This window comes from Cupriavidus sp. HMR-1, assembly GCF_000319775.1.
GTDB lineage: Bacteria > Pseudomonadota > Gammaproteobacteria > Burkholderiales > Burkholderiaceae > Cupriavidus > Cupriavidus metallidurans.
The window spans coordinates 1-17,075 of record NZ_ANKP01000146.1 but is presented as its reverse complement, the minus strand read 5'-3'; the positions used below and the strand labels follow the sequence as shown (position 1 = coordinate 17,075).

The 17,075-nt window shown below is 64.3% G+C and carries 17 protein-coding genes and 1 pseudogene; 5 read left to right on the top strand and 13 right to left on the bottom strand.

What is annotated here, in order from left to right; translation table 11 throughout:
• Together D769_RS18015 and D769_RS18010 are read right to left on the bottom strand one after the other, a co-directional pair.
• Positions 1–147: pseudogene (locus tag D769_RS18015) on the bottom strand (low molecular weight phosphotyrosine protein phosphatase); the annotation flags it as partial.
• Between the two features lie 3 nt (positions 148–150).
• Entirely contained in the window at positions 151–1,239 is a 1,089-nt protein-coding gene (locus D769_RS18010; protein WP_008647828.1) for a polysaccharide biosynthesis/export family protein, read from the bottom strand.
• Positions 1,240–1,576: 337 nt separating this feature from the next.
• Between D769_RS18010 and D769_RS18005 the strand changes: the two genes are divergently transcribed.
• The gene (locus D769_RS18005) at positions 1,577–2,338 is read left to right on the top strand and encodes a ChbG/HpnK family deacetylase (RefSeq protein ID WP_008647826.1); all 762 of its coding nucleotides are present in this window, start codon (positions 1,577–1,579) and stop codon (positions 2,336–2,338) included.
• A 33-nt stretch (positions 2,339–2,371) separates the two neighbouring features.
• Here D769_RS18005 and D769_RS18000 read toward each other — a convergent pair whose 3' ends face one another.
• The 4 genes from D769_RS18000 to D769_RS17985 form a co-directional block, all read right to left on the bottom strand.
• On the bottom strand, positions 2,372–3,592 hold the full coding sequence (locus tag D769_RS18000; RefSeq protein WP_008647824.1) for a glycosyltransferase family 4 protein: 1,221 nt from the start codon (positions 3,590–3,592) through the stop codon (positions 2,372–2,374).
• Positions 3,589–4,641 carry a glycosyltransferase gene (locus D769_RS17995; RefSeq protein WP_241227880.1) on the bottom strand — a complete coding sequence of 351 codons (1,053 nt, stop codon included), beginning with the start codon at positions 4,639–4,641 and terminating at the stop codon, positions 3,589–3,591. Before D769_RS17995 ends, D769_RS18000 begins: the two co-directional genes overlap by 4 nt.
• Positions 4,642–4,777: 136 nt before the next feature.
• Complete coding sequence (locus D769_RS17990) at positions 4,778–5,398, bottom strand: putative colanic acid biosynthesis acetyltransferase (RefSeq protein WP_008647820.1); 621 nt, start codon at positions 5,396–5,398, stop codon at positions 4,778–4,780.
• 142 nt (positions 5,399–5,540) lie between these two features.
• Positions 5,541–6,803, bottom strand: a complete 1,263-nt coding sequence (locus D769_RS17985; RefSeq protein WP_008647819.1) for a glycosyltransferase WbuB — start codon at positions 6,801–6,803, stop codon at positions 5,541–5,543.
• 322 nt (positions 6,804–7,125) lie between these two features.
• Here D769_RS17985 and D769_RS17980 point away from each other — a divergent pair, with 322 nt between their 5' ends.
• Positions 7,126–8,529 (top strand): oligosaccharide flippase family protein, encoded by a 1,404-nt coding sequence (locus tag D769_RS17980; protein ID WP_008647812.1) that lies wholly within the window; start codon positions 7,126–7,128, stop codon positions 8,527–8,529.
• 144 nt (positions 8,530–8,673) lie between these two features.
• Here D769_RS17980 and D769_RS17975 read toward each other — a convergent pair whose 3' ends face one another.
• The 6 genes from D769_RS17975 to D769_RS32935 all read right to left on the bottom strand — a co-directional run bounded on the left by D769_RS17975 (position 8,674) and on the right by D769_RS32935 (position 14,761).
• Complete coding sequence (locus D769_RS17975; RefSeq protein WP_008647810.1) at positions 8,674–10,113, bottom strand: hypothetical protein; 1,440 nt, start codon at positions 10,111–10,113, stop codon at positions 8,674–8,676.
• Positions 10,114–10,150: 37 nt separating this feature from the next.
• Positions 10,151–11,152, bottom strand: a complete 1,002-nt coding sequence (locus D769_RS17970) for a GDP-L-fucose synthase (RefSeq protein ID WP_040011112.1) — start codon at positions 11,150–11,152, stop codon at positions 10,151–10,153.
• The gene (gene gmd, locus D769_RS17965; protein WP_008647807.1) at positions 11,136–12,341 is read right to left on the bottom strand and encodes a GDP-mannose 4,6-dehydratase; all 1,206 of its coding nucleotides are present in this window, start codon (positions 12,339–12,341) and stop codon (positions 11,136–11,138) included. The genes D769_RS17970 and gmd overlap by 17 nt, the downstream gene beginning before the upstream one ends.
• 179 nt (positions 12,342–12,520) lie before the next feature.
• On the bottom strand, positions 12,521–13,450 hold the full coding sequence (locus tag D769_RS17960) for a LuxR C-terminal-related transcriptional regulator (RefSeq protein WP_008647803.1): 930 nt from the start codon (positions 13,448–13,450) through the stop codon (positions 12,521–12,523).
• Between the two features lie 808 nt (positions 13,451–14,258).
• Complete coding sequence (locus D769_RS17955; protein ID WP_008647801.1) at positions 14,259–14,567, bottom strand: YXWGXW repeat-containing protein; 309 nt, start codon at positions 14,565–14,567, stop codon at positions 14,259–14,261.
• Between the two features lie 62 nt (positions 14,568–14,629).
• The gene (locus D769_RS32935) at positions 14,630–14,761 is read right to left on the bottom strand and encodes a hypothetical protein (RefSeq protein WP_008647799.1); all 132 of its coding nucleotides are present in this window, start codon (positions 14,759–14,761) and stop codon (positions 14,630–14,632) included.
• A 518-nt stretch (positions 14,762–15,279) separates the two neighbouring features.
• On the opposite strand from D769_RS32935, the gene D769_RS32390 reads away from it, so the two are divergent.
• Positions 15,280–15,420 carry a hypothetical protein gene (locus tag D769_RS32390; RefSeq protein ID WP_160172197.1) on the top strand — a complete coding sequence of 47 codons (141 nt, stop codon included), beginning with the start codon at positions 15,280–15,282 and terminating at the stop codon, positions 15,418–15,420.
• A 79-nt stretch (positions 15,421–15,499) separates the two neighbouring features.
• On the top strand, positions 15,500–15,943 hold the full coding sequence (cynS, locus tag D769_RS17945) for a cyanase (RefSeq protein ID WP_008647795.1): 444 nt from the start codon (positions 15,500–15,502) through the stop codon (positions 15,941–15,943).
• Between the two features lie 86 nt (positions 15,944–16,029).
• Here the strand turns inward: cynS and D769_RS32385 are convergent, their stop codons facing one another.
• A complete protein-coding gene (locus D769_RS32385) occupies positions 16,030–16,194 on the bottom strand; it encodes a hypothetical protein (RefSeq protein WP_008647793.1) in 165 nt (54 codons plus the stop codon).
• A 339-nt stretch (positions 16,195–16,533) separates the two neighbouring features.
• On the opposite strand from D769_RS32385, the gene D769_RS17940 reads away from it, so the two are divergent.
• The coding region (locus tag D769_RS17940) for a phosphoribosyltransferase family protein (protein WP_008647791.1) at positions 16,534–17,075 on the top strand (542 nt) is incomplete at its 3' end.

The following is a 17,075-nucleotide window of genomic DNA, read 5'->3' as shown; positions in this document are numbered from 1 at the left end:
CGCCAGGCCCGCCGACAGCACGCGGCACTGCGGCAGCGCGCGGCCAAGCAGTGCCGCCGCCATCGGGCTGCGGCAACGGTTGCCGATACACACCACGAGGATCGACCGGATGAATGCTGCTTCCTTTTCCTCTCTCATGACTTCCATGTCTTATGGCTTGACAATGGTGGCCGTGCCAACGACCGGCTGGATCAGCAGCGTCATCACACGGCTCCAGCGCACGAGGTCACGCGCATCCACGTAGACCACGTCCTTGGGTTCGAGCTCGAAGCTCTCGGCGATGGCCAATGCCACCGGCGATGTGCCGTCGAGGTGGTACACCTTCGGCTTGCCGTCGGTGGCCCGGCGAATCACGAAGATCTGTTCGGCGTTGGCCGACGACGGATTCACGCCACCGGCATCGCCCAGCGCTTCGTTCAGCGTCATGCGGCCGTTACGCATCAGCAGCGACGAGGGCTTGACCACCTCGCCTGTCACGAAGATCTTGCTGTCTTCGCGTTGCTCCACGCGAACGATGTCGCCCGATTGCAGCAGAATCCGCGCTGGGTCGGTACCCTTGGCCAGCAGGGCCGGAATGTTGACGTACCAGCTGCGTTCACCACGCGTGACACGGACGCGGCTGTTGTCGCCAGTCAGGTTAAGCACGCCGCCGGCGCGGTTCAGCGCCTCGACCAATGTCATTGGCGCATCGTCGATGGCCAGCATCCCCGGGGTCTTGACCTCCCCATCCACGTAGACGCGCTGGCTGCGGAAGCCGAGCACGCGCACGGTCATCTGCGGGTCACGCACCACGCGCGACAGGATGCGCGCCATCTCGTCGCGCACTTCGTTGGCGGTCTTGCCCGCCACCCGCATGACCCCGGCGTAGGGAAACTGGATATCGCCCGCGGGGCTGACCACGTAGCCAGGCATGTTGGAGCCACCGCTCGACGTCGGAATCTCGAAGGCCGCGCCGATGCTGTACGTCTGCGTCGGGAACACGAGTTCGGGGTGGTCCCAGACCACGACCGAGATGATGTCGCCCGGACCGATACGGTAAGGCGTCGGCGTGCCGTACAGGTCTTCCACGCCGGCATTGGTCGGCTTGGAGTGCGCCTGCTGTTCGTGCACAAGGTCGAGCGTGATGGGTGTGACATCAGGCATCGCGTTCGGGCTCACCGCATTGACCGGCGCACTGGAGCTGAACTGCATCCCCGGAGACACCGCGCACGCGCTCAGCAGCAGCGCCGCGCAGGCCATGGCAAGCGTGGCTCCCAGCGTATGAAACGATCCGGCATCCTGCCTGCAGGTGGCGTGGTCAGGGCATCTCTTCACGGCATCCTCTCCGCAGTCGTTGAAACGAGCGCGGACATCGCAGTCCCGCGCATTTACGTGCATCGTAGGAGCCTGCAATGTGCGCTATCGGTGCGTTTCACCACATTGACGTCCGAAGGACTGCCCCAATGGCCCTTGTCGTGCCGATGTGTTGCGCGGCGCACGGAAGGCCCCTTGACGTGCCGCGTATCGTTCGCACCACTGGCCGCGCATCCGGCCCGTCGGCGCATTCTTGCCGCACCAAAAACAAGGAGGGGGAAGCATGAAGGGCGTGATCATCAACGCCGACGATTTCGGCTATGACGACGATACGTTTCAGGCCACCGTTGCCTGCTTCGACGCTGGGCTGCTGACCAGCGCGACGATCCTGGCGGGCAGCCCGGCGACAGCAAGCGCGTGCCAGTACGCGCGAGACAATCACAGCCGGTTCTCGTTCGGGCTGCACTTCAATATCGTGGAGGGGCGGCGCCCGCATGGCGCGTCCTCCACGCTGTGCCGCAAGGACGGCTCGCTGTTCCCGCCGAAGATCCAGCGCGCCCGCGCGATGGCGGGCCTGATCGACGCCGCCGATATCCGGCGCGAGTTCCGGCTCCAGCTCGACGAACTGCGCGATCACGGCGTGAACGTGTCGCACGTCGATGGGCATGGCCATCTGCACAAGTACCCCGCCGTCATGCGGGTGCTGCGCGACGAAATGCTGCGCGCCGGCATCGAGCGTGTTCGGCCGCCGCAGAACTGCTACTTCCTGAAGAACCACATGCGCGGCGCGATGAACGTGATGCTGCTGCGCCACTTCAACGGCCTGCGCAGCCCGGACTTCTACGTGGGCGCGGATACGCGTCAGCAGGGATGGGCGCTGCGGTTGCCGGCCATGCTGCCAGAAGGCGTGACCGAGATGTCGGTGCACCCGGGATTCGCCGAGCCATGGCGCCGGGAAGAAGGTGAGCCGCTGATGCATCCGACGCCCCTTGCCACCGCGTTCAGGCAGGCCGGGGTCGTGTTGATGCGCTATCACGACATCTGACCGATATCTGACCCGCCAATGCCGCTGCCCCGGTCAGTCGGGGCAGTGGCTGATATCCGCCACCGCACGCGCCAGAACGGCCTCGGCGCGTTCGCGTTGAGCCTGGAAGTCGGCGAGCAGCGCCGCACGCTGCGATTCGGCCTGCGAGTGCGCGAACATCATGTTCCGCAGGTAAGCGATGGCGGCTTCGGCAAAGTCCGCGTCGGCCGGCACCAGCACGCCATTGCGCTCGTCGATCATGGACCCGATGCAGCCACGATCATGCGCGACGACGGGCACACCATGGCTGTGCGCCTCAAGCACGATCAGCGGGGCCGCCTCGTTGTGATAGGTCGTGGGGAACATCAGCACGTCGATTTCCTGGAAGAACGCCTCCTTCTCCGTGCCATGAATCGGACCGAGGTAGCGTGTGCAGGGCGTGCGGGCCAATTCCGTGTCGAACCTTGCGCGGATATCGCGTGCCACTGGCCCCGCGATCCGCGCGCAAACCGGGATGCCGATCTCCTGCGCCAGTCGCACCACCTCCAGGAATGTGAAGATGCCCTTGGCGGCGGTGATGTTTGACAGGAAGCCGACGTTGATCACTTCCGAATGCCGGCGGACCGGCGCCTCTGTCGATGTCGATGCAGGCAGGTCGATGAGGCTCAGGTTGGACAGTACCTGGACACGGTCCGGGGTCAGCCGGTAGAGGCGGGCCAGTTCCGCGCGCATCCGGTCGCACAGCGTCAGATGCCTGCCGCGCGGCGCGCAACGCAGGATCAGGCGCGTGTACCACGTGGGCCGGTTGATGTACGCGAAGCTGTGATGATGGAAGTAGATGGCCATGCTCGACCAGTGCGCCAGTGCCACGAAAGGCGCGTCGAGCAGTTGGCCAAGACCGCCCGAGAGCCCCATGTACAGCGTATGCGGCCGGTTGGCGAGCTGGCCGTCCGTCACGAGCCGGACCATGCGCCAGAGTTGCCGTGCGCGATTGCCCAGCGCCTGCAGACCGCCAAACTGGCCGCCGAACCGGCCGGACGCCCGTGGCGCGACGTCCAGCACCACGACGGGCGCGTGCTGGCGAATCTGGTCCACCATGCGCTGGTTCGATGCTGAGAAGCCGTGATGCGGCGGCGGGAGCGGCCCGAGGAACAGCACCGGCCGCGCAACTGCTGCCGGCGCGCCAGCTTGCGCGAGAGACTGCGCCGGCGAGGGCGGGATGTCATCGTCGACTGGCTGCCGGGCGATGGGGCCGAGGGTATTGGGTATCGTCATGTTCGGGCCCTCTTCAGTATCTTCTGGCAGCCTTTGATGATGGACCGGCCGGCGCGGGCGGGTGTGTACTTTCGCACCACATCAACGCAGTTCCGCATGGTGGCCTGGACGTCGGCGAAGCTGCTGGTCGCCTTCAACAGCACGCGCGCCAGATCCGCGACGTCGCGCGTCACGAACGTATGGCCCGTGCGGCCTTCCTTGATCAGTTCGGGGATGCAACCGCAGCAATCGCTGACCACCGCCGGGCAGCCATAGTTGAGCGCCTCGTTCACGACCAGGCCCCAGGCTTCCGTGTGGCTCGGCAGTACCAGGCACGTCGCACGCGAGTACTGCTGCGCCAGTTGATCGATATCCATGGCGCCCAGGAATTGCGCGGCGTCGCCAAGGCCCAGTGACCGGGCCAGTTCCGGCAACTGGTCGGCCTCGACGACAGGCCCCGCCAGTACCAGCGTGGCGGCCGGCAGTTGCCTGCGCACTTCCACGAACGCCCGGAGCAGGTCCTCGATGCCCTTGGCGCGGCATACCAGGCCCGCGAACAGGAAACGTGGCGCCTCCGCCGTCGGCGCGTTGGCGATCCGCATTCGGGTGGCTTCGGCCGCGTTGTACGAGTGCGGCAGCGCGGCGGCCTGGCAATGGCAGATAACTTTCGTGGGGTCGGCACCCATCGCGATCGCGTACTCGGCGGAGCGTCGGCCGTAGACGAACACCCCATCGCACCGGCTGAAGAAGAACCGCTTCAGCCGCCGCTTCATCGGATGGTCGACCTGGTCCTGGATGGTGGAATCGCAGAACACGGCACGACGCTTGCCACTCAACATGCACGCTACCAGCATTGCCCAGAACTCCACGCGATGGTAGCCAGGCATCAGGATCAGACGGTTCTTCGAACGCCAGACCTCGCGCATGAGCCGTAGCGACATCTTCCACGTCGGAATCGCCTCGTACGGTTCATCGAAAAGAACCTCGTACGGGTACCGGTGATAACTGGTGTCGACGCTGCTGTAGGCCGTGCGCCCGTATCCCGTGGACGAGATATGGAAGAAGCGCACCTTATGCCCGGCTTTGTGTGCGTGAGAGAAAGCTTCGCTGAATACGGCTCCCTTGTACCTAGGCCATAGGATGTTGTGATAGATGTCGATCATTGGCAGCCATGAGTTCCCTGTTTGGTTTCCGCATTCCCGTTATCTAGTTGACTTGAGCGGAATCTCGTTCTGATGGCGCGGCCGCCTGCGAATGCGGACGCGTCTGGTTCCGCGGGGCAGTGTCCAGGCGTGGCCGCAACGGCCGGCAAGGACTGCCCACGCAGAGCATGCCGGCAGGCATGTCGGTAAATACCGCGCTGCGGGCGCCGATCACGGCGCCTTTGCCGATGCTGACGCCCGGCGCGATAAAGGTGTGGCTGGCCACCCACGCCTCGTCCGCGATGCGGATAGGGCGTCCCTGGATGGCGAAGTCGCTGCTGCGGTAGTCATGGTCGCCGCCGCACAGGTAGCTGAACTGGGATACCACTGCGTGATTGCCGATCTCGATCTCGGCCAGGCTGTACAGCTCGGCGCCGTCGCCGATCCACGCGTAGTCGCCGATGCTGACCTTCCACGGATAGGTGATGCGGACGCTGGGCCGGATGACGACATGACGGCCCACGCGCGCGCCAAAGCGACGCAACAGCCAGCAGCGGAATCCGTTGGCGAAATGCGGAGAGTGGTGAAAGAACAGGCTCTGGACGCACCACCACAGCTGCACGACAACGGCGGAGCGGCCACGGAAGCCGGGTGGCATGCGGAAAGTCGACAGGTCCTGAAACATACAGCAGGCTCCTAATGCCGGGCTGGAACCAGCCCGAGCCTTGTTCCCGGTCAGGCCGGTGACGATGGTTTCATCATGGCCGCGCGCTGGCGTGCGTACCGTACGCCAGACCACAAAGCGGTCACATGACGTGTGCCCGGCCTTATTTCCCGGCCAGGTCGGCGGCGGCCTGATCGGCTACGCCACGCGGGGCACGCAATCGCAGCAACGTTCGCTCGAATTCCGCCAGTACGGCGTCCCGGTCGAGATGGGCGGCTGCCCACGCCTTTCCGGCCGACCCGAGTGCCTGACGGCGCGGCGGATCGTCGGCCAGCGCCGCAATGGCATCGGCCATTGCCACGCCGTTGCCGGGTTCGACCAGCGAGCCGAACTGAATGACCAGCTTGCCCAGTTCGGTGTCCGGTGCGGCAGTGGCCACCACAGGTTTGCCGCTGGCGAGCATGTTCGTGAGCTTGGACGGCAGCACGAGGTCGGCGGCGTCGGCCCGCTGGGGCATCAGGTGGATGTCGGCGCAATCGAGCAACGCCGGGAAGTCTTCGGCCGATTGCAGCGGGAGGAAATGCACGCGTGCCAGGCCTTCGCATTGCGTGCGCAATGCCGGCACGCCGGCGCCTGCGCCGCAGATGATGAAATGAAGATCATCGCGCGAGCACAGGTGCCGCGCCGCGTCGGCCAGGATCTCGATGCCCTGCTTGGTGCCGATGGTGCCGGAATATAGCGCCACGACGGCGTTCGCCGGTATCCCAAGCCGTGCGCGGAAATCCGCCTCGCCACGGCGCGCCAGTGCCGCCAGATCTACCCAGTTCGGCAGCATGGACACGCGCGTGGCGTCCACGCCTTTCTGGCGTGCCAGCGCCACCATCGTGTGCGAGATGGATGACACATGGTCATAGCGCCGCATGATGAAGCGCTCGAACGTACTCGCCATGCGTTGCGGCAGACCGCCCTTGAGCAGCCCCAGCTTGAAGGCGGCATCGACCTCGTAGTCCTGGATATGCAGCCATGCCTTCGCGCCGGTGAGCCGGGCGAATAGCAGCGTCGCGGGGCTGCAGAACAATGGCGGCTCGACCGTGAACACCACGTCGGGGCGCCATGCCACCTGGCGAGCCAGCCATCCAAGGCTGGTGACGGCGAACGACGCGAGATGCAGCAGTCGCTTCACGCCGGACGGACGCTCAGGCACCCACAGTGGCGCGCGCATGACGTCGACGGCGTGGCGCATCTCGCGCCGGTAGCGCAGGCCCCGGTACGCCCGGTCGATCTTCCAGGCAGGGTAGTAGGGCGGCGCCGTGATCACGCGCACCTGATGCCCGCGCGCGGCAAGCCATTCGGCCTGTTCTCCGGTGTACTTGCCGATACCAGTCAGTTCCGGCGCGTAGTTGAGGCAATAAAGCAGGATTTTCATCGGTCTACTTCAGTACTGCCGCCCCGGGCTGGTCAGGGTGGAGGTATCCATTCGGGACCCACCGTTGGTCAGTGCGACAAGGCAGGTCATTCACGTGCGAAGTGTAGGGAGAGTCGCCGGAAGGGAACGTTCGCCTCCGCACGCACGCGCCAGCACCTGGCACGGTTGTGCGCGAGCGAACAGAAGCGGATGGGCCAGGGGACTACGCTCCAATGCCGGGCGGTCCTGCATCGTGCGTGTCCGCGCGTCCCTATTTTCCGAGCCGATGCCATGAACGGCATCGGCGAACATCAATCTGAAGGCTGGCTATCTGGAGGTATGTGTGACGACCATCAAGGGGGAGTTGCTGGAGGGTGAAACCGAAACCGGGATGGCGGCGGCCGCGCAAGGCGGGCAGTACGGCGCGGCCGCGGAGCGGGCCAGCGAGGCCAAGCGGGCGTTGCGCCTGGCCGTGGCAAGCTCGATGGTGTCGAAGGTTTGCAGCATAGGATTGCAGGCCGTCAGCATTCCGCTCTTCGCCCGGGTGCTGGACACCGACGATTTCAGCGCGATGATGGTCTACTTCGGCGTGACGGCATGGCTGTCGCTGGTGGCGATCGGTATCTGGCCGACCGTTACTTCCATCGCGGCCGACGATCGGCGGCGCGGGCAACTGGCAGGGGTGCTGACGGTGTCGTGGGTGGGGCTGTCGGCGATCTTCGCGTCGCTGATCCTGCTGGTGCTGATCCTGCGGCCGGTACTCGAAACAAGTGGCATCAACCTGTTCTCCGCCAGGCACTACAGTCTCTTCACCGCGGCCCTGGTCTGCTATGCGATGCTGACCGTGCTCTCCGTGGGCGAGGCGGTGAACCAGGGGCAGCATCGTCAGCACGTGAACAACCTGATCACCGCGGCGGGCAGCATTCTGAACGTCGTGTTCATCCTGCTGGTGACCTATTTCCGCCCGCCCGGCGAGGAACATGTCGATGTGACGTTGCTGTTCGTCGCCAGCCAGGCCGGTTTCATCCTGATCCGCGTGGTGAACATGATCGGCGTGGTGGTACGCGCCGGATGGCCTCATGCGTTTCCTGGCAAGGCATTCGCGCGTGAGCTGGCACGCAATTCCTGGTCGCTCCTGCAGGCGCAACTGGCTGTGGTTTTCCTGCAGCAGGGCGCGGTGCTGCTGTGCTACGAAACCGACATGCCGCGCGATGCCGCGCTGCTCGCCTTGCTCTTTCGCGCCAACCTGCTGCTGCACAGCTTTGTCTACATGATCAACCAGCCACTCTGGCCGATCATTCATCGCAACATGCTGGCGGGCGACTGGCAGTGGGTGATCAGGATCTATCGCAAGCTGGCCACGTGCTACGTGGCCTACGGGCTGCTGGCCATCATCGGTGCGGCATTCGTGGGTGGTGCGGCGGTGTCGCTGTGGACGGCCGGCGAATACCCGATCTCCAACAAGCTCGCTACGCTGTGCGCCGTCTACTTCGCCCTGCTGGTAACGTCGGCGGCGAGCACGCCGGTGCTGATGGGCGCGAAGGCGTTCGTCAGCCTGGGCAACATCGGCATGGCCGAATTTCTGGCTGCCGGCGTGCTCTGCACCATCCTGTACTTTGCCGATGCGGTCAGCTTCCCGCACGTGGTGGAGGCACTGATCGCGGCCAATGCCATGACCGCCCTCTGGATGATGCCGACGCAGGCCATCGTGCGGCTGAGCCGGGGCTCGCTGGATGCGCAGCACTGAGACGTTGGCTGACGCTCCGGCGGTGCCGGAGCGTGGCATGGGCAATGCGAGGGGAGGGACCCGCCTGGGTTCGCTTTGATCTCGCCGACGTAGATACCGGCGGGCCCTGCAAACGCAAGCGCAAACGCAATCGAAGCGAATTGACTAGATGGCAGGACGGACCGGCGTAGGGCCCAGCGGGCGAACATTGCGGGAGCGCCGGGTATGGAGCCTGCGCTTGCCGGAAACGAACCAGCCGATGGTGAGAAACGCCATCAAGGCGCCGCTGCCGTAGGCCATGGCGATCATCAGCGCGCCGCGCAGCGCGAAGATCAGGAAGATCGAGAAATAGATGCCGGCGGGCAGCGCCATGATGCCGCCGCTACGGCAGAGCTTGTCCAGCAGCCGCACGATAAACGCCAGCGCAATTGCGTAGGCGATCACGCCAAACGCGAAGAAGTCGATGTAGGCCTCCGCGATCAGCGGCGCCGACAGGTTGTCGAAGTCGAGCTTGTAGTACGCCATCAGGAACTGGCCGATCTCGATGCCCGTGGCGAGCGGCTTGGTTTCCCAAAGCGTGTGCGGCACGAAGAACAGCAGGCTGCCCGCTAACTGGTGGCCGTAGCTCAGGCCGTCGCGGTTCACCATCTCGATGACCGTGGCGATGTTGGCCCAGGCGTCGTAGTGCAGATCCAGGAAGTGCGAGAAATACAACCACGGATCGAGGATCTCTGACGGCTGCCATGCCGACAGGTCGGCGTGCGTGAAGATCGACAGCAACGGAAAGAAGACACCGGTCAGAAGCACGAGCGTCGACACCAGACGGCGAGGCGTGCGGGAGAACCACGGCATCAACATCAGCAACAGGCTCAGGTAGATCGGCCCGATGGCGTTGCGCTTCTCGATCAGCGGATTCTGGGTGATCAGCACACAGGCCAGCACGAACAGCGTGACCAGCAGCCAGAACGGCTGGCGCAGCATCTTGCGCCCCTTCACGTTGACCAGCATCAGCAGCATCGGCACTGGCATGAAGCAGAGGTACTTCTGCACCAGAAGGTACTGCGGCGTGGCTTCGATCACTTCAGACTGCGCGCGCAGGTCGATGGTCTGCCAGGACAGCATTGCGGCCACTGCCGCCACGCCCAGCAACACGAACGTGCGCGGCGCGTTCAGGCGCAGCGTGCGCACGAACGTGGGCGGACGTGGCCGACGCGTGCGTGACCGGTGCTGGTCGCGCCGCTGCATGTAGTACCGCGTGGCAACGTAGGTCATCACGAACAGCGTGCAGAGCAGGTTGGTGCTCACCGCCAGGCTTTCCTCGAGCGTGGCCGTGTTGACCATATGCCATTCGTAATAGGCGCGCTGCACGGAGGGGGCTACCACGAGAAACAGCGTCTCGAAGAGCAGCACGCTCGAGTTCGCCAGCGATGGGACGCGTTCCCGCACGTGCAGCAACCAGTGGATGATGACCATCGCGGTCAGCATCAGGGTCGACAGCAGCAGCATCGGCGAGTCCATGTGCGATATCGCATGGCAGTAGCCAACGATCAGCAACAGCGTCCCCGCCAGCAGGGTGTCCCATACGAAGTTGCGCTGCAAACGCATGTTGGTCTCCCAGGAGTCGCTTGGCTCGTTCGAACCGCTAGGTTGGCGTGGCCAGCGCTTCCGGTTCGACGCTGAGCCGTCCGCTCGAAAGCGCGTCCTGGTAGGTCGATCGCAGACCGGATTCCAGCGAAACCCGCGGCTGCCAGCCGGTTGCGTTGATAAGGCCGCAGTTGAGCATCTTGCGTGGCGTGCCATCCGGGCGTGTCGGGTCGAACACGATGTTGCCGCGATAGCCGACCACGCGCGCGATCAGCAGCGCCAGCTGTCGAATCGAGACTTCCTCGCCGCTGCCGACGTTCAGGAATCCGACGCCCTCCGTATGCGCCCGGTACGATGCCTGGGGCAGGTCCATCACATGCAGGCAGGCGCGGGCAAGGTCGTCGGCGTGAAGGAATTCACGCATCGGCGCACCGGAGCCCCACACGGCAACCTCCGGCGCGTCCGCTAGCCTGGCCTCGTGGATGCGCCGGATCAATGCCGGGATGACGTGGCTGTTCTCGGGATGGTAGTTGTCGCCCGGACCATAGAGGTTCGTGGGCATCACGCTCCGGTAGTCGACGCCGTATTGGCGGTTGTAGCTGTCGCACATCATCATGCCGGCGATCTTGGCGATCGCGTACGGCGCGTTGGTGGGCTCCAGCGCGCCGGTCAGCAACGCCGATTCCTGGATGGGCTGCGGCGCGAATTTCGGATAGATGCAGCTCGAACCCAGGAACAGCAACTGCTCGACACCGCCGCGCCAGGCTTCGTGAATCACGTTGGCCGCGATCGTCAGGTTCTGCTGGATGAACTCGGCGGGATAGACGTTATTGGCATGGATGCCGCCCACGCGCGCGGCCGCCAGATAGACCTGCGAGATCCGTTCGGTGGCGAAGAATTGGCGCACGTCTTGCTGTTCGGTCAGATCCAGTTCACGGTGGGTGCGCAGGACCAGTTCCACGTCGCCACGCGCGGCCAGCGCGCGCGCGATCGCGGAACCGACCATCCCGCGATGGCCGGCCACGAACACTCTCGGGCGGGCGTCACTCATGGTAGTCATAGGTCCTGAAGCCGGCCATCTTGACCAGCGCGTCACGCCGCGCGGCCACGAAGTCCGCTTCGATCATTTCGTGCACCAGTTCGTCGAACGTGATGCGTGGGGACCAGCCCAGTTGCTCGCGTGCCTGCGTTGGGTCGCCCAGCAGCGTCTCGACTTCGGTCGGGCGGAAGTAGCGCGGGTCCACGCGCACGATCACGTCGCCGACCTTGCAGCGGGAGGACAACTCGCGGCGCGAGGAGTCGATATGAGAAATGATGCCGACCTCGTCGACGCCGCTGCCTTCGAAGGTGACCGTCAGCCCGAGCTTCTGCGCGGAGAGCGTGACGAACTCGCGCACGCTGTGTTGCTCGCCCGTGGCGATGACGAAATCACGGGGCGTTTCCTGCTGCAGCATCAGCCACTGCATCTCGACGTAGTCGCGCGCATGGCCCCAGTCGCGCAGCGCGGACAGGTTGCCAAGATAGAGCACTTCCTGCAGGCCCAGCGCGATGCGCGCGATGGCGCGCGTGATCTTGCGGGTGACGAACGTTTCGCCGCGCACAGGGCTTTCGTGATTGAACAGGATGCCGTTGCACGCGTACATGCCATAGGCTTCGCGGTAGTTCACGGTGATCCAGTAGGCGTAGAGCTTGGCTACGGCATACGGGCTGCGCGGATAGAACGGCGTGGTTTCCTTCTGCGGAATCTCCTGCACCAGCCCATACAGTTCGGACGTGGATGCCTGGTAGAAGCGCGTGCTTTGCTCCATGCCGAGAATCCGCATCGCCTCGAGCAGGCGCAGCGTGCCGACGGCGTCGGTGTTGGCGGTGTACTCGGGCTCTTCGAATGACACCTGCACGTGGCTCTGCGCCGCGAGGTTGTAGACCTCGTCGGGGCGGGCCTGCTGCACGACGCGCACGAGGCTCGCCGTATCGGTCATGTCGCCGTGATGGAGGATCAGTCTGCGGTCCGGCGCTTGCGGGTCCTCGTACAGATGATCGATACGTTCGGTATTGAACAGAGAACTGCGCCGCTTGATGCCGTGGACTTCGTATCCCTTGTCGAGCAGGTATTCGCACAGGTACGAACCGTCCTGGCCAGTGATGCCGGTGATCAGTGCCCGGCGCCGGCCATTGGCGCCGCGTGGCGTCGATGCATCGTCGGGCTTGTCTGCCGCGTCGAAGAGGTTGTCCAGTTCGTTTACGCCCATGACAGTCACATTTTGGTTAGCAATACGCGGACTGTAGGGGGGGTGTCCTGAAGCCACTGTCTGCTACCCCACACAGTGGCAGCGCCCGGGCGTGACGTGCCCAATGTGCCATGCCCAATGAAAAAGGGCGCCTTCCGAGGAAGGCGCCCGTATGGGAGGGGGCCGGGAAATCCGGAGACTCAGGCAGGCACGCTGGTGTCGTACTGCGCGTCGGGGCCGCGGGCGATCACGCGCCGCACACCGCCGTCGCGAGCCGAGTGTTCGTCGCCATGGACCCACTCGAGCGTTGCACCGCGCTGCAACGCCGCATACACGGCTTCTCCCTTGTTGCGAACCTTGAGGCGCTGATAGAGCGTGCAGGCGTGGCTCTTCACGGTGGCCACCGAGATATTGAGCATCCGGCTGACGGTCTTGATCGGATACCCGCGTGCCAGCAGCACCAGCACTTCGTACTGGCGCGGCGTGATCTGCAGCATCTCTGCCTCGTCGTAGCCAGGCTCCTCCTCGACCATCGGCGACAACGGGGTTGCCGACGAACTGATCGGCTGGCCCGGGCGCAGACTGGTGAGGTCGCGCACGGCAACGGTGGTGCGCAGGACGTTGGCGCAAGCGCCGGGCGAAAGCGGCTCCTGCATGGCCGGTGGCAGCGGCAATGGCGCAGCCGATGCCAGCGATTGCGTGGCATGCATGGCCGAGCGCGATGCCGACGGCGTCGCGCAGACCTCGCTTGCGAGCATCAGGCCCTGCACGCTCGAGATGGTCAGCCGGATGGCGGCCTCGATCACGGGCAGCGATGTGGACTTCGGCAGGCATCCGCAGATGCCGCGCGCGGCATCCGCGTTGGGCACGTGCAGCGGCAAGGCGTCGGCCAGCACCAGGATGCGTTGCGGCGCCAGACGCTCGCGCGCCTGTTCGAGTTGCGCCCATCCGGAGGCTTGGTCGCCGGGCATGCCGAAGACCAGCAGTTCGGCATTTCGATGAGGTATTTCAGTTCGGACAACGTCAGCTGGCGACAATGCAAGTACGTGACCGAATTCCTGAATGGTCTCGAGCATCTGCAACAGCCCGAGCCGGAGCAATGGATGCTCCTCGATAAGCAAGGCGTTCATTCTTCTTCACTCCCCGTTCATGGGCGAGCTGCGGGATGCTTTGCTTGCGGGAATCATTGCTGCGTCAGGACAGACAGCCGCCCCAATGGCGGTGCCGCGAAACTGCGCCAACCCCGTGCTTCCGTGTCAGTCTTTGTCCATTTGTCAGGATGGACTTGTCCGCGCGACCGGAAGTATGACCCGAACCCAAACCCGAAAGAAAATCTCGCTCCAAAATCGAACTTAAATTCATCTTATGGGCTGGTTGATCTGATTGCAAGCGGCTGGATTAGAGGTGGTGTCGAGATGGAATGAAGTCCGCCTCATAATCCGTCTCCTGATTCATTCATTTGGTGGCGTGCCTGCCCGCCAAGCCTTGCTGGACGTGCTGTCACAAGGGTTTCACGCCTGATACAGCAATTCCCAAGGATGTTTCACCGATGCAACCGATTTGAATGAAAGTGGTCTGACAATTATCAATTATTCACCCGGTTGGGGGGTGTGGCATTAACGAATATCGTGCTGGCTGACACAATGATGAAACCCATGAAAAAGGGCATTTATGCCATATATCCGGACATCGGGTTGACGCGGAATGGGAGTCGCACTAGTTCAAATGGATGAGGGATGTACCCCACTTCAGTAGGAGATAAAAGATTGCCTGTCGGCCGTCCGTCTCCCGGGTTCCCACCACCCTCGGCGAGACTGATCGGCTGGCAAACCTGGCGTTGGTCGGGGTCACATGCCCATGCCCCGACCAACGCCAGGCTGCCGTTTACCGATCGCGCCCACCTGGCGGAGCCGGTCGCCCGTGCGGCTTATCGGCCCCTTATCGGCCCCAATAGCCCGGGCGCTTGTACCACCCGTGCGGGCCGCGCTCCCAGCGCTCGGGCACGTAGCGGTAGCCCGGGCGTGCCGATTGCCAGTAGCCGCCGCGCCAGGCGTAGTTGTCTCGAGCGTGGTCATAGTGGCCTGGTACCCAGACATGGCCGGGCCGTGGCGCGGGGCGAACCTCGTGTCGCGGGGGCGGCGGTGGGCTTCGATAGTAGTTGTCGTGCGCCTGGGCGCCCGGCGAGATCAGTCCGAAGACGCTGCCGGCGGCAAGCACGGCGGCGGCGAGCAGTAGCTGGCGTTTCATGATGTCTCCTTGGCTAGCGTTGAGTCGGAAACCGGTGTTGGCTGCATCCGGGCCCAGCGGGCTCAGTAGCGGCCGCCATAGCGGTCATAGTGGTCGTAGTGGTAATGCGGTCCGCGCGGCGGCACCACGATGCACGCGGAAAGCAGGGCACTGGTGGTGACGAGCAGCAAGGCCAGGGTGAGTGCGCGTTTCATTCGGGGCTCCATATCCGGTTCGCGTTGAACACGGCTTCACTCTAGCGACGGTCTCTTCTCTTGCGCGGTTGCACTTGTAAGACGGTCTCTCACGCCGCAACGCGCCGACCACCTGTTTTCTGACCTGACAGATAACCCGCCAGCCCTTGACTGGCAAGGGTTTGGAGGAATGTGACGCGAACGCTCCGACAGGCACACTTGATCGAGCGCCAAATAATGTGGCGTTACATCGGAAATGAGTCGTGCAAAGATTTTCCGGTGCGCGGGGCTCGGCTGCGGTATCGGAGGACCCCTGTCATCGCAGGAGACGTCCCCCACGTTGGACGCAGAAACGGGTACGCTTTCGCTGGTTGAGCCGGAATCGGCGGGTGCCCGGACATGGTGCGCAATGCGTGTCCGTGGCGGCGGCCAGTGCCCGGATTGCCCCACGATGCGTCAAAAGCAGGGCGCAGATGCCGCTGGCCCGGTGGCATGAAGTTTGCGCCAATGAGTTCGCCGTAATCCCGAGGGAGGACGTCATGCCGGTTATGCTCATCGTGCTGGTCTTGCAGGCGCTTGAAGGTCTGAGTCCGCTTGCCGTGCCGCAATTCGCCCGTGTGCACGGCGGCGTCGATGGCGCGGATGCCGTGGCGGTCATCGATCGCACCCAGGTGCCATAGCCGTAGGCGAGCAAGGGCGAGCACAGGCGCGCCGGTGTTCACGTCCTCTCCGCATTCATCCATGACGAACGGAGAGACCATGACTCGTAGTGACGTGACCGACCTGATTATCGAAGCCAAGGTGCTGCGTGGCATTCGATGGGCCGATGTAGCCGAACGTGTCGGCAAGAGCAAGGAATGGACGACCGCGGCCTGCCTGGGCCAGATGGCCTTCGATGAAGCCGGCGCCCGCGCCGTGATGGATATCTTTGGGCTGCCCGCCGAGGCTGAACCGTGGCTGCGTGCCGTGCCCTACAAGGGTTCGCTACCCACGCAGGTGCCTACAGACCCGCTGATCTATCGCTTCTACGAACTGATCAGCGTCTACGGCACGACCTTCAAGGCATTGATTCACGAGGAATTCGGCGACGGGATCATGAGTGCCATCGACTTCCGCATGGACCTGCAGCGCGAACCCGATCCCAACGGCGATCGCGTTCGCATCGAGATGTCCGGCAAATTCCTGCCGTACAAGACCTACTGACGGCGGAGGCAGGGGCTACAGGCGCCAGACGCGGCTTCGCGGCGGCCGGTTGCACCCGGCCCGCCGCCATTCCCATATTCCCAAACTCAGCCGAAGAACTCCTGGTAGTAGCGCGTGCACGTGCCGGTTTGCCGGAACGTGTACGGCAACTCGGCCATGGCGGCCGCGTCGAGCGAGCCGAAGGGGATGTCGAGGTCGGCCTCCGGTTGCATGGCCTCGTCGTTGGTGCGGGAGATCTGTTGCGGATTCACGGTAACGCTCACTCATTCAGGGCGGGCCGCCTGGGCGCCGCGTGTCAAGGAACCGGACGGGATTGCCGTCACGCAGTCCATCGTACCCAAGCCTGGCGGAGGAATCAGCGGCGTCCGCCCGAAAAGACTGTTCCAGTTCCACCATCAATCGCGGGTATGCACCGCGTATCAAGCGCCTTCGTCACAACAACGGCCCTGCATATGTTGTGGGTTTGTCGTGTCGCAAAGACAGCGCGAACAAAGCGCCGCCGGGCTGTTCGGCCAGGACTATAGTGGCTGTGGAGCCGCGCCCGGCGCGGTTTGCATCCCATCTTTCCTGCCAGCCTGGGGGAGCCCGTCATGAGTCTTCCGCCATGTTTTGCCAACCGCCGCGAGGCGGGCCAGTACCTCGGTCGTCATCTCGCCGCGCTTGGCTACTGCCGGTCACATGATGGCGATCCAGCGCTTGTGCTGGCCTTGCCACGCGGTGGTGTTCCCGTTGCCTACGATGTCGCGCGCGTGCTCGACGCGACGCTTGATGTGCTGCTCGTGCGCAAGATCGGCGCGCCCGGCTATCCGGAACTGGCGCTTGGCGCCGTGGTCGAGGGCGATGCAGGTGGCAGCGGGCCGCATACGGTCGTCAACGACGACCCGTGGGCACGCCGCGCGCTGGAGTCTGGCGCGTTCGATGCGGAACGCGGCCGTCAGCTTGGCGAGATCTGCCGTCGACAGCAGCGGTATCGCCAGGGGCACCCGGTTACCGCGATCGCGGGCCGGCGCGTGATCGTTGTCGATGATGGCGTGGCGACTGGCGCGACGATGCGCGCAGCGCTCGACGCCGTGCGCATGGCGGGCGCCGCGGAGGTCGTGGTAGGCAAGTTCCAGGGTAACGGTGACAGTGG

What these genes read in the sequence shown, in the direction of transcription:
- D769_RS18010 (WP_008647828.1), bottom strand. Translation starts at nt 1,239, where the DNA reads ATGGCCTGCGCGGCGCTGCTGCTGAGCGCGTGCGCGGTGTCTCCGGGG.
- D769_RS18005 (WP_008647826.1), top strand. Translation starts at nt 1,577, where the DNA reads ATGAAGGGCGTGATCATCAACGCCGACGATTTCGGCTATGACGACGAT.
- D769_RS18000 (WP_008647824.1), bottom strand. Translation starts at nt 3,592, where the DNA reads ATGACGATACCCAATACCCTCGGCCCCATCGCCCGGCAGCCAGTCGAC.
- D769_RS17990 (WP_008647820.1), bottom strand. Translation starts at nt 5,398, where the DNA reads ATGTTTCAGGACCTGTCGACTTTCCGCATGCCACCCGGCTTCCGTGGC.
- D769_RS17985 (WP_008647819.1), bottom strand. Translation starts at nt 6,803, where the DNA reads ATGAAAATCCTGCTTTATTGCCTCAACTACGCGCCGGAACTGACTGGT.
- D769_RS17975 (WP_008647810.1), bottom strand. Translation starts at nt 10,113, where the DNA reads ATGCGTTTGCAGCGCAACTTCGTATGGGACACCCTGCTGGCGGGGACG.
- D769_RS17970 (WP_040011112.1), bottom strand. Translation starts at nt 11,152, where the DNA reads ATGACTACCATGAGTGACGCCCGCCCGAGAGTGTTCGTGGCCGGCCAT.
- gmd (WP_008647807.1), bottom strand. Translation starts at nt 12,341, where the DNA reads ATGGGCGTAAACGAACTGGACAACCTCTTCGACGCGGCAGACAAGCCC.
- D769_RS17960 (WP_008647803.1), bottom strand. Translation starts at nt 13,450, where the DNA reads ATGAACGCCTTGCTTATCGAGGAGCATCCATTGCTCCGGCTCGGGCTG.
- D769_RS17955 (WP_008647801.1), bottom strand. Translation starts at nt 14,567, where the DNA reads ATGAAACGCCAGCTACTGCTCGCCGCCGCCGTGCTTGCCGCCGGCAGC.
- D769_RS32935 (WP_008647799.1), bottom strand. Translation starts at nt 14,761, where the DNA reads ATGAAACGCGCACTCACCCTGGCCTTGCTGCTCGTCACCACCAGTGCC.
- D769_RS32390 (WP_160172197.1), top strand. Translation starts at nt 15,280, where the DNA reads ATGCCGGTTATGCTCATCGTGCTGGTCTTGCAGGCGCTTGAAGGTCTG.
- cynS (WP_008647795.1), top strand. Translation starts at nt 15,500, where the DNA reads ATGACTCGTAGTGACGTGACCGACCTGATTATCGAAGCCAAGGTGCTG.